This window comes from Pseudomonas danubii, assembly GCF_042980055.1.
Taxonomy (GTDB): Bacteria; Pseudomonadota; Gammaproteobacteria; order Pseudomonadales; family Pseudomonadaceae; genus Aquipseudomonas; species Aquipseudomonas danubii.
In genome coordinates this window covers 1,726,138-1,738,574 of sequence record NZ_CP116502.1, presented here as the reverse complement: position 1 = coordinate 1,738,574, position 12,437 = coordinate 1,726,138, and the positions used below count along the sequence as shown (strand labels likewise).

The following is a 12,437-nucleotide window of genomic DNA, read 5'->3' as shown; positions in this document are numbered from 1 at the left end:
ATGGGGTGGTGCTTATACGTGGTACTGCGCCGACAACTCGTGCACCGCTTCCAGGAAAGCACCGGCATGCTCCGGCTTCACTTCCGGGGTGATGCCGTGGCCCAGGTTGAACACGTGGCCGCTGCCGGTGCCGTAGCTGGCGAGGATGCGCGCGACTTCGCTGCGGATCGCCTGCGGATTGGCGTAGAGCACGGTAGGGTCCATGTTGCCTTGCAGGGAAACCTTGCTGCCGACACGCCGACGGGCTTCGCCAATGTCGCAGGTCCAGTCCAGGCCCAGGGCATCGGCGCCAGCATCGGCAATGCTCTCCAGCCACAGGCCGCCGCCCTTGGTGAACAGGATCACCGGCACCTTGCGCCCCTCGTGCTCGCGGATCAGGCCGCTGACGATCTTGCGCATGTAGGCCAGGGAGAATTCCTGATAGGCCGCCGACGAAAGGCTGCCGCCCCAGCTATCGAAAATCTGCACCGCCTGGGCACCGGCCAGGATCTGCCCGTTGAGGTAGGAAGTGACCGACTGCGCCAGCTTGTCCAGCAGCAGGTGCATGGCTTGCGGGTTGTCGTAGAGCATGGCCTTGGACTTGCGGAAGTCTTTCGACGAACCGCCTTCGACCATGTAAGTGGCCAGGGTCCAGGGGCTGCCGGCAAAACCGATCAGCGGCACGCGGCCATTGAGTTCGCGACGAATGGTGCTGACCGCGTCCATTACGTAGCCCAGGTCCTTTTGCGGATCGGGGATCGGCAGCGCTTCGATGTCGGCCAGGGTGCTGACCACTTTCTTGAAGCGCGGGCCTTCACCAGTCTCGAAGTACAGGCCTTGGCCCATGGCGTCGGGGATGGTGAGGATGTCGGAGAAGAGGATCGCCGCATCCAGCTGTGGATAGCGGTCCAGAGGCTGCAGAGTGACTTCGCAGGCGAACGCCGGGTTCATGCACAGGCTCATGAAGTCACCGGCATTGGCACGGCTGGCGCGGTATTCAGGCAGGTAGCGCCCGGCTTGCCGCATCATCCACACCGGGGTGACGTCTACGGGTTGCTTGAGCAGGGCACGAAGGAAACGGTCGTTCTTCAGGGCAGTCATGTCGGCATCCGGAAAAAAAGTGGGGGCATTTTCTCAGAGCGCGACACAAAAGGCACGGCAAGAGCCGTTTCTTTATGTCTATGGGGTCAATTTGTCACGGGGACGGGCACAGATCCCGTAGGAGCCCGCTTGCTGGCGAAACGATCGACGCGGTGCATCAACAGCACCGCGTTATCGTTGTTCGCCGGCAAGCCGGCTCCTACAGGAGCGATCAGACGCCCAGGTAGTCTAGGATGCCTTCGGCAGCGTTACGCCCTTCGAAGATCGCCGTCACCACGAGATCAGAACCGCGCACCATGTCGCCACCGGCAAAGATCTTCGGGTTGCTGGTCTGGTGCTTGTACTGGCCTTGCTCCGGTGCCACGACGCGGCCCTGGCTGTCGGTCTGGATGCTGAACTGCTCGAACCACGGCGCCGGGCTTGGGCGGAAGCCAAAGGCGATGACCACGGCGTCGGCCGGGATGATCTCTTCGGAACCGGGGATCGGCTCGGGGCTGCGGCGGCCACGGGCGTCCGGCGCACCGAGACGGGTCTCGACCACCTTCACGCCTTCGACCTTGTCTTCACCGACGATGGCGATCGGCTGGCGGTTGTAGAGGAACTTCACGCCTTCTTCCTTGGCGTTCTTCACCTCTTTGCGCGAGCCGGGCATGTTGGCTTCGTCACGACGATAGGCGCAGGTCACCGACTTGGCGCCCTGGCGGATCGAGGTGCGGTTGCAGTCCATCGCGGTGTCGCCACCGCCCAGTACCACGACCTTCTTGCCCTTCATGTCGACGAAGTCTTCCGGCGACTTTTCAAAGCCCAGGTTGCGGTTGACGTTGGCGATCAGGAAATCCAGGGCGTCGTACACGCCCGGCAGGTCCTCACCGGCAAAGCCGCCCTTCATGTAGGTGTAGGTGCCCATGCCCATGAACACCGCATCGTATTCGGCGAGCAGTTGCTCCATGGTCACGTCCTTGCCCACCTCGGTGTTGAGGCGGAACTCGATGCCCATGCCGCTGAAGACTTCGCGACGATTGCTCAGCACGGTCTTTTCCAGCTTGAACTCGGGGATGCCGAAGGTCAGCAGACCGCCGATTTCCGGGTTCTTGTCGAACACCACCGGGGTCACGCCGCCACGCACCAGCACGTCGGCACAGCCCAGGCCCGCCGGGCCCGCACCGATGATCGCCACGCGCTTGCCAGTGGGCTTGACCTTGGACATGTCCGGGCGCCAGCCCATGGCGAAGGCGGTGTCGGTGATGTACTTCTCCACCGAGCCGATGGTCACCGCGCCAAAGCCGTCGTTGAGGGTGCAGGCACCCTCGCACAGCCGGTCCTGGGGGCAGACCCGGCCGCAGACTTCCGGCAGGGTGTTGGTCTGGTGCGACAGCTCGGCGGCAGCGAGGATGTTGCCCTCGGCCACCAGCTTGAGCCAGTTGGGAATGAAGTTGTGCACCGGGCACTTCCATTCGCAGTACGGGTTACCGCAACCCAGGCAGCGGTGGGCCTGGTCGGCCGACTGCTGGGGTTTGAAGGGTTCGTAGATCTCCACGAACTCTTTCTTGCGTTGACGCAACAGTTTCTTCTTCGGGTCTTTACGCCCGACCTCGATGAACTGGAAGTCGTTATTGAGACGTTCGGCCATGTTCAGGAACCTCTTTACGACAGCCTCAAGCGACGAGCTTCAAGCTGCAAGACAATCACATTAAGTCGGCACACCGCGCACGAGCTTCAAGCTTGCCGCTTGAGGCTCGTAGTCTGCAGCTGCGTTACTGCGGATTCGCACGAGTACTGGAGAGCAGGGACTTCAAGCTCGCCGCCTTGGGCTTGACCAGCCAGAAGCGACGCAAGTAGTCGTCGAGGTTCTCAGCGAGGTTACGACCCCATTCGCTGTCGGTTTCCTCGACATACTCATTCAGCACGCGCTGCAGGTGGCTGCGATAGGCTTCCATCGCTTCGCCGCTGATCCGCTGGATTTCCACCAGTTCGTGGTTGACCCGGTCAACGAAGGTGTTGTCCTGGTCGAGCACGTAGGCGAAACCGCCGGTCATGCCTGAGCCGAAGTTGTAACCGGTCTTGCCCAGGACGCAGACGAAACCACCGGTCATGTACTCGCAGCAGTGATCGCCAGTGCCTTCCACCACGGTGTGGGCACCGGAGTTACGCACGGCGAAGCGCTCGCCCGCGGTGCCGGCGGCGAACAGCTTGCCGCCAGTGGCGCCGTACAGGCAGGTGTTGCCGATAATCGCGCTGTCCTGAGTCTTGTAGACGCTGCCCTTGGGCGGAACGATGACCAGCTTGCCGCCGGTCATGCCCTTGCCCACGTAGTCGTTGGCATCGCCTTCCAGGTAAAGGTTCAGGCCACCGGCGTTCCACACGCCGAAGCTCTGCCCCGCAGTGCCCTTGAAGCGGAACGTGATCGGTGCCTGGGCCATGCCCTGGTTGCCGTGCAGCTTGGCGATTTCACCGGAGATCCGCGCACCGATGGAACGGTCGCAGTTGCAGATATCCAGGCTGAAATCGGCGCCGCTCTTGTCGTTGATCGCCGAACGCGCCATCTCGACCATTTTCTCGGCCAACAGGCCTTTGTCGAACGGTGGGTTGCGGTCAACCTGGCAGAACTGCGGTTTGTCCGCCGGGATATGGTCGCTGCCCAGCAACGGGGTCAGGTCCAGGTGGTGCTGCTTGGCGGTCTGGCCTTCGAGGATTTCCAGCAGATCGGTACGACCGATCAGTTCTTCCAGGGAGCGCACGCCGAGCTTGGCCAGCCACTCACGGGTTTCCTCGGCGACATAGGTGAAGAAATTCACCACCATGTCGACGGTGCCGATGTAGTGATCCTTGCGCAGCTTCTCGTTCTGCGTCGCCACGCCGGTGGCGCAGTTGTTCAGGTGGCAGATGCGCAAGTACTTGCAGCCCAGGGCGATCATCGGCGCGGTGCCGAAGCCGAAGCTTTCGGCGCCGAGGATGGCCGCCTTGATCACGTCGAGGCCGGTTTTCAGGCCGCCGTCGGTCTGCACCCGGACCTTGCCGCGCAGGTCGTTGCCGCGCAGGGTCTGGTGGGTTTCCGCCAGGCCCAGTTCCCACGGCGCACCGGCGTACTTGATCGAGGTCAGCGGCGAAGCGCCGGTGCCGCCGTCGTAGCCGGAGATGGTGATCAGGTCGGCATAGGCCTTGGCCACGCCAGCGGCGATGGTGCCGACGCCGGCTTCCGCCACCAGCTTCACCGAGACCAGGGCCTGAGGGTTGACCTGCTTGAGGTCAAAGATCAGCTGCGACAAGTCTTCGATGGAATAGATGTCGTGGTGCGGCGGTGGCGAGATCAGGGTCACGCCAGGCACGGCGTAACGCAGCTTGGCGATCAGGCCGTTGACCTTGCCGCCGGGCAGTTGGCCGCCTTCGCCGGGCTTGGCGCCCTGGGCCACCTTGATCTGCAGCACTTCGGCATTGACCAGGTATTCCGGGGTCACACCGAAACGGCCAGTGGCCACTTGCTTGATCTTGGAGCTCTTGATGGTGCCGTAGCGCGCCGGGTCTTCGCCGCCTTCACCGGAGTTGGAACGCGCGCCAAGGCGGTTCATGGCTTCGGCCAGGGCTTCGTGGGCCTCGGGCGACAGGGCGCCCAGGGAGATGCCGGCGGAGTCGAAGCGCTTGAGGATCGATTCCAGGGGCTCGACTTCGCTGATGTCCATTGGCGTGTCCAGGGTCTTCACCTGGAACAGGTCACGGATCATCGACACCGGGCGGTTATCCACCAGCGCGGTGTATTCCTTGAACTTGGCGTAGTCGCCCTGCTGCACAGCGGCTTGCAGGGTGTTGACCACGTCCGGGTTGTAGGCGTGGTATTCGCCACCGTGGACGAACTTCAGCAGGCCGCCTTGCTGGATCGGCTTGCGCGGGCTCCAGGCTTCGGTCGCCAGGGCTTTCTGCTCGGCTTCGATGTCGACGAAACGTGCGCCCTTGATCCGGCTCGGCACGCCACGGAAGCTCAGGTTGCAAACTTCCTCGGACAAGCCGATGGCTTCGAACAGCTGCGCGCCACGGTAGGAGGCGATGGTGGAGATGCCCATCTTCGACAGGATCTTCAACAGGCCCTTGGTGATGCCCTTGCGGTAGTTCTTGAACACCTCGTAGAGGTCGCCCAGCACTTCACCGGTACGGATCAGGTCACCCAGCACTTCATAGGCCAAGAACGGATAGACCGCCGAAGCACCAAAACCGATCAGCACCGCAAAGTGATGCGGATCGCGGGCGGTGGCGGTTTCCACCAGGATGTTGGAGTCGCAACGCAGGCCTTTTTCGGTCAGGCGGTGGTGCACCGCGCCCGTGGCCAGGGAGGCGTGGATCGGCAACTTGCCCGGCGCGATATGACGGTCGCTGAGGACGATCTGGGTGCGGCCGGCGCGCGCGGCTTCTTCCGCCTGGTCGGCGACATTGCGGATTGCCGCTTCCAGACCGACGCTCTCGTCGTAGTTGAGGTCGATGACCTGGCGCTCGAAGCCCGGGCGATCGAGGTTCATCAGCGAACGCCACTTGGCCGGGGAGATCACTGGCGAGCTGAGGATCACCCGCGAAGCATGCTCAGGCGACTCCTGGAAGATGTTGCGCTCGGCGCCGAGGCAGATCTCCAGGGACATGACGATGGCTTCGCGCAGCGGGTCGATCGGCGGGTTGGTGACCTGAGCGAACTGCTGGCGGAAGTAGTCGTAAGGGGTACGCACGCGCTGGGACAGCACCGCCATCGGCGTGTCATCGCCCATGGAGCCCACCGCCTCGTAGCCTTGTTCGCCCAGCGGACGCAGCACCTGGTCACGCTCTTCGAAGGTGACCTGGTACATCTTCATGTACTGCTTGAGCTGGTCGACATCGTAGAAGGCCGAACCGTGGTCGTTGTCTTCCATGGTGGCCTGGATGCGCAGAGCGTTCTTGCGCAGCCATTGCTTGTACGGATGACGGGACTTCAAACGGTTGTCGATGGCGTCAGTGTCGAGGATCTGCCCGGTTTCGGTGTCCACGGCAAAGATCTGCCCTGGCCCCACACGGCCCTTGGCGATCACGTCCTCGGGCTGGTAGTTCCACACGCCGATTTCCGAAGCCAGGGTGATGAAGCCGTTCTTGGTGGTGACCCAACGCGCCGGGCGCAGGCCATTGCGGTCCAGCAGGCAGACGGCGTAGCGACCGTCGGTCATGACCACGCCGGCCGGGCCGTCCCACGGCTCCATGTGCATGGAGTTGTATTCGTAGAACGCGCGCAGGTCGGCGTCCATGGTCTCGACGTTCTGCCACGCTGGCGGAATGATCATGCGCACGCCGCGGAACAGGTCGATGCCGCCGGTGACCATCAACTCCAGCATGTTGTCCATGCTCGAGGAGTCGGAACCCACGCGGTTGACCAGCGGGCCGAGCTCTTCCAGGTCAGGGATCAGGTCGTTGGCGAACTTGGTGCGCCGGGCCACGGCCCAGTTGCGGTTGCCGGTGATGGTGTTGATCTCGCCGTTGTGGGCGAGGAAGCGGAATGGCTGGGCCAGCGGCCATTTCGGCAGGGTGTTGGTGGAGAAACGCTGGTGGAACACGCAGATCGCGGTTTGCAGGCGCGGATCGCCCAGGTCCGGATAGAAGGCGGCGAGGTCCGCCGGCATCATCAGGCCTTTATAGATGATGGTCTTGTGGGAAAAGCTGCAGATGTAGTGGTCGGTGTCGGCGGCGTTGGCCACCGAGGAGCGACGACGGGAACTGAACAGCTTGATGGCGAAGTCCTGGTCGCTCAGACCCTGGCCGCCGATGAACACTTGTTCGATCTGTGGCAGGCGCTCCAGGGCCAGACGCCCGAGCACACTGGTATCGATCGGTACTTTGCGCCAGCCCACCAGCTGCAGGCCGGCGGCCAGGATCTCGCGGTTCATGTTTTCGCGAGCGGCTTCGGCTTTCACCGGGTCCTGGTTGAAGAACACCATGCCCACTGCATATTGCTTGGGCAGTTCGACGCCGAAATGCTCCGTGGCGACGGCGCGCAGGAACAGGTCGGGCTTTTGCATCAGCAGACCGCAACCGTCGCCGGTCTTGCCGTCCGCGTTGATCCCACCGCGGTGGGTCATGCAGGTCAGGGCCTCAATGGCCGTTTTCAACAGGGTATGACTGGGTTCGCCCTGCATATGGGCTATCAGGCCGAAACCACAGTTATCCTTAAACTCATCTGGTTGGTACAGACCTGCTTTCATAGACACTTTCTCACCAGGCTGCCTCTTATCGAGACAAATTTCTTTTCAATTCAACCACTTACCGTCCACGCCGAACGTATGCCAGCTTTGCGGGGGCAAAAGGGAGGTCATTGTACACACCGACACAAAGCCCCACAAATTTGACGACGATCTGTCGCAAATTCATGTCGCATTTATGAACGTTTTAAAGCGATATGCTGTGCTAGTCAAAAAGTTTTGTTTTTGACTGCCGCGACTCAAAAACTACTGTGACGCAGACACCACAAGGCACGCGGCCTGTAAGGCAGCATGCCGATGCGGAAATTTGAGGTTGCCGGGAGAGGCGGCCTGGGTAAGGCCGCCGAATCTTCAGCGAGTTGTTGCCAGTTCTTGTTGAACGCTAGCGACAGTGCGAGGCCAAGGTTTACCAGCCTGAACCTTCGCTGGCAAGGATTTGATGGCGCTGACCGCTGCATCGCGGCTTGCGAAGTTGCCGTAGGTGATCACATACAGCGGCTTGCCGTTGAGGACTTTCTTGAAGTAGCGGTATTCGCCGCCCTGTTCCTTAACAAAATTCTGCGCGGCGGCTTCCGAGCTGGTGCCGAGAATCTGCACCACGTAGTTGCCTGGCGCTTGTCCGGCGTACCAACTGCCACCGGCAGCCTTGGCTACAGTGACCGGCTTTTCCGCCGGCTTGGCGGCCGGAGCAGGCTTGGCAGCAACCGGTTTCTCTACCGGCTTGGGCGCAGGGGTCGGCTTGGCGGTGGCGACCTGGGTCGGGGCCGGAGTCGGAGTCGGAGTCGGAGTCGGTGCAGGGCTGGCCACTGCACCAGCAGGTGGCGCGGTGGTGGTCACGGTTGGCGGAACGGCACTGGAGCCTTCCACAGGAACCCCATCGTCGCCCTCGGTGATACCGCCTGCGGCTTCAGCCAGAGGACCGCGCATGACCGGTTGCGACTGGCCGACCAACGGCAGCGGCATCGGCTGAGACGAGCCGGCAAATTCCACCGATGGACTGCCATTGGCATTCGGTGTCGGTGTCTGCCCGAGGGGCAGTTGCGCTTGCTCGCTGGCCGGAGCCCCGGTGGTTGGCGCCTTACTGCGACCCGGCATCAACCAGGCTGCAGCCAGGGCCACAACCACTACAGCGGAAATGGCCAATACGTGTTTCTTCGGCATGTTGAACCCCATACTTGGACGCTTGACCGCGGAGCGGCTGGCGATCATGGCTTCGATCATTGCATCCCTGGCGACCTGGTTGATGTTGCCCGGCCAGCCATCGGAGCTTTCGTGAATATCACTGATCTGATCTGCGGAGAAAAGTTCGATGCCCTGACCCGCGCCTTCGAGGCGCTGAGCCAGATATTCACGGGTTTCCTCTTCGGTGTATGGCTGCAATTCGATGACGTGGAAGCGCTCTTCCTCGGCGCTCAACTGATCCAGGGACGCGATCAGCGACGACTCGCCGAACAGGAATACATGAGGGCGACCTTCCGGAGCGCCCGCCGCCAGGGCCAGCAGGGCCTCAAGTGCAGACTCGTCAAGCTGCTCGGCATCATCCACCAGCAGGTAGACTTCCTGACCGGTCAGGGCCAGTTGCACCACTTGGGCGAGGATTGCGCCGATCTCGGCCTGGGCCACGTTCAAGGCCTGGGCTACCTGGTGCAACACTCCGGCAGCATCGCTGGCGCCACGGGCGGAAACCACCACGCTTTGCACCGATTGCTTGTTGGTACTGGCGACCAGAGCCTGACGCAACAGCGTCTTGCCACTGCCCTGAGGGCCGGTAACCACCAGCAGCAGCTGACTGTAACGTGCCAGGTGATGCAACTGCCCCAGCACAGGCTTGCGTTGGGCAGGAAAGAATTTGAAGCCAGGGACCCGGGGAGCGAAAGGATCATGGCTCAACTGGTAATGGCCGAGGAAAGCCTCGTCGGCGTGCAAACTAGTCATCGGGATCTTATTAACCTTTAAGCTGAGCCAGGGCGCGGTAATCCGCTCCCAGCGTGGCCTGTAAAATCTCTTTCGGATAATCGTCGGTCACTACGGCTTCGCCCATGCGGCGCAACAGCACCAGACGCAAACGACCGTCGATCACTTTCTTGTCAATTGCCATATGTTCGAGGAAGTCCGCTTCGGTCATCTCTTCAGGCGGGATGACCGGCAAGCCCGCGCGCTGGAACAGACGAATACCGCGGTCACGCTCCTGGCTGGTGATCCAGCCCAGGCGCGCGGACATTTCCAAGGCCATTACGGTGCCAGCAGCCACCGCCTCACCATGCAGCCAGACACCGTAGCCCATATGAGTCTCGATCGCATGGCCGAAGGTATGGCCCAGGTTGAGGGTGGCACGCACCCCCGATTCACGCTCGTCGGCACCGACCACCGCAGCCTTGGCCGCGCAGGAGCGTTCGATGGCATAGGTCAGCGCCTGCTGGTCCAGGGACCGCAGGCGATCGACATTCTCTTCCAGCCAGGTCAGGAACGGCTCGTCGCAGATCAGGCCGTACTTGATCACTTCCGCCAGGCCCGCCGACAGTTCACGGTTCGGCAGGGTATTGAGGCTGGTGGTATCGATCAGCACCACGTTCGGCTGATAGAAAGCGCCAACCATGTTCTTGCCCAGGGGGTGGTTGATGCCCGTCTTGCCCCCCACCGAGGAGTCCACCTGGGACAACAGGGTGGTAGGAATCTGGATAAAGTCCACGCCGCGCTGATAGCAGGCTGCGGCAAAGCCGGCCATGTCGCCGATCACTCCGCCGCCGAGGGCAATGATGGTGGTTCGACGGTCGTGGCGCGCAGTGAGCAGGCCGTCGAAGATCAGTTGCAGGGTTTCCCAGTTCTTGTAGGCCTCGCCATCGGGCAGGACCACCGAAATCACCGAAAACTGCGCCAGACTGCGGGTCAAACGCTCAAGGTACAGCGGCGCAACGGTCGCATTGGAAATGATCGCCACTTGCCGCCCGGCGATATGGGGCACCAGCAGCTCGGGCCGGTCCAACAGTCCTTCACCAATGTGAATCGGGTAGCTGCGCTCGCCTAGATCGACCTTAAGTGTCTGCATGTGTCCCCACAGTGAAGATGGAAGCAGGCGTTGTGCCTTGTATTGACGATGGGCCTCGTCTGGTCTTCTGACGCTGCCCGATAGCTCTGCGCCACACCTTGGCGGTCATGGCGCGACGCCGAGAATAGCGCATTTCGCTCGACGCATTAACGGGGTGGCAGCTGCTGCAGGCGCTCGAGTATGTCCAGCACCACCATTCGTGGCGGCCGCTCATCGGTTTCCACCACCAGGTCGGCGATTTCCCGATAAAGCGGATCACGGATTTCCAACAGGTCGCGCAGGGTCTTGGCCGGATCGGCGGTGCGCAGCAAGGGACGATTGCGGTCCCGGGCGGTGCGCCCTACCTGCTGTTCCACCGAAGCGTGCAGATAGACCACGCGTCCACCGGCATGCAGCGCCCGACGATTGGCTTCGCGCATCACCGCGCCACCGCCGGTAGCCAGGACCACGCCGTCGGTGCCACAGAGCTCGGCGATCATTGCCTGCTCACGATCGCGAAAGCCCGGCTCGCCTTCTTTATCGAAGATCCACGGAATATTCGCGCCTGTACGCAGTTCAATTTCCTTATCGGAATCTTTGAATGGCAGGCGCAGCTCTTTGGCCAGTAAGCGGCCTATGGTGCTTTTTCCAGCCCCCATCGGCCCAACAAGAATCAAATTTCGCACAGAATCAACGACTCACAGCAATCGCCTGGTTGTTCATGATACGCGGAGTGAGAAATACCAGCAGCTCGGATTTTTTCTCCGACACCACGTCACGCCGGAAAAGGCGGCCAAGATACGGCACATCGCCAAGAAATGGCACTTTATCTACAACCTTGCTTTGGGTATTGGAGAAAACCCCACCGATGACGATGGTCTCGCCATCAGTGACCAGGACCTTGGCATTGACCTCGTTCTTCTTGATCGGCGGCACATCCTGAACCTTGTTCAGGTAGTCCGGCTCATCCTTGGTGACCTTGACGTCCATGATGATGCGATTGTCCGGGGTGATCTGCGGCGTCACCTCAAGAGACAGCGAGGCTTCCTTGAACGACACCGAAGTGGCGCCACTGGAACTGGCTTCCTGGTAGGGAATTTCGGTGCCCTTGAGAATCCTCGCGGTTTCCTTGTCGGAGGTGACCACCTTGGGCTGGGACACGATTTCACCGTTGCCGGTCTTCTCCATGGCGGTCAGCTCCAGGTCCAGCAGCACGCTGTCAGTGATGTAGGCAATGCCGAGGCCCGAGGTGTTGGCCGTGACACCCAGATCGACGAAGGGCGAATTGCTGCCACTGCTGCCCGGGGTGCCGATGGTCGAAGAGCCTTTGGCGCCGCCCTGCACCCCGGAAGCATTCCAGTTGCCACTGTTTTGCACCGAGCCGCCCCAGCGCACGCCCAGGCTCTTGTCGTAGTCGATGTTGGCCTCGACGATTCGCGCCTCGATCATCACCTGACGCACCGGGACGTCCAGCTGAATGACCATGCGCCGCAGCTCATCGAGGCGCTCCTGGGTCTGATAGGCAATGATGTTGTTGGTGCGTTCATCCACGGTGATGGAGCCACGTTCGCCAGCCTTCTCCTCGGTACCGGTCACGGACTGGAACAGCCTGGCGATATCCGCAGCCCTGGCGTAATTGACCTGCAGCAGACCCCGGCGCAGGGGCGCCAGGTTTTCCAACTGCTTCTGCAACTCCAGCTCCTGGCGCTCGCGGGCCGCGATCTCATCCGCCGGAGCCACCAGCAAAACGTTCCCGACCTTGCGCTTATCCAGCCCCTTAGTCTTGAGTACCAGATCCAGAGCCTGGTCCCAAGGCACGCTCTGCAAGCGCAAGGTGATATTGCCTTGCACGGTGTCACTGGCCACCAGATTGAGCCCGGTGAAATCGGCGATCAGTTGCAGCACCGCGCGCACCTCGATGTCCTGGAAATTCAGCGAAAGCTTTTCACCGGGCAGACGCGTTGCGCCCTCACCTGAAACGCCAATGTTTTCCGGCTCAAGCGGGGGGCTGCTGGCAAATCGATTGTGCTCTTCAGAGGCGAAGGCCCTGAGCGCGGTGGCGCCAACCAGCGATGCCAGCAGCACTATCCATAGCGCCACACCGAAGGCTGAAACAGTCCTGTTCATTGTGC

The 12,437-nt window shown here is 61.7% G+C and carries 6 protein-coding genes and 1 pseudogene; all 7 read right to left on the bottom strand.

Going from position 1 to position 12,437, the window contains the following annotated elements:
• Positions 1 to 12 precede the first annotated feature (12 nt).
• Positions 13 to 1,080 carry a uroporphyrinogen decarboxylase gene (gene hemE / locus PFZ56_RS08135; protein ID WP_102862808.1) on the bottom strand — a complete coding sequence of 356 codons (1,068 nt, stop codon included), beginning with the start codon at positions 1,078 to 1,080 and terminating at the stop codon, positions 13 to 15.
• Between the two features lie 211 nt (positions 1,081 to 1,291).
• Positions 1,292 to 2,710 (bottom strand): FAD-dependent oxidoreductase, encoded by a 1,419-nt coding sequence (locus PFZ56_RS08130; RefSeq protein ID WP_025130304.1) that lies wholly within the window; start codon positions 2,708 to 2,710, stop codon positions 1,292 to 1,294.
• 124 nt (positions 2,711 to 2,834) lie between these two features.
• Positions 2,835 to 7,283 carry a glutamate synthase large subunit gene (gene gltB / locus PFZ56_RS08125; RefSeq protein WP_170002095.1) on the bottom strand — a complete coding sequence of 1,483 codons (4,449 nt, stop codon included), beginning with the start codon at positions 7,281 to 7,283 and terminating at the stop codon, positions 2,835 to 2,837.
• A gap of 348 nt (positions 7,284 to 7,631) precedes the next feature.
• Positions 7,632 to 9,215, bottom strand: coding sequence for an AAA family ATPase (locus tag PFZ56_RS08120; RefSeq protein ID WP_170002093.1), 1,584 nt, complete (start codon positions 9,213 to 9,215; stop codon positions 7,632 to 7,634).
• Between the two features lie 10 nt (positions 9,216 to 9,225).
• Positions 9,226 to 10,326: a 3-dehydroquinate synthase gene (aroB, locus tag PFZ56_RS08115; RefSeq protein WP_102862804.1), complete on the bottom strand. Its 1,101-nt coding sequence runs from the start codon at positions 10,324 to 10,326 to the stop codon at positions 9,226 to 9,228.
• Positions 10,327 to 10,472: 146 nt separating this feature from the next.
• Complete coding sequence (aroK, locus tag PFZ56_RS08110) at positions 10,473 to 10,991, bottom strand: shikimate kinase AroK (RefSeq protein ID WP_011058824.1); 519 nt, start codon at positions 10,989 to 10,991, stop codon at positions 10,473 to 10,475.
• A gap of 4 nt (positions 10,992 to 10,995) precedes the next feature.
• Positions 10,996 to 12,255, bottom strand: a pseudogene (locus PFZ56_RS08105) (type IV pilus secretin PilQ); the annotation flags it as partial.
• Positions 12,256 to 12,437: the final 182 nt, after the last annotated feature.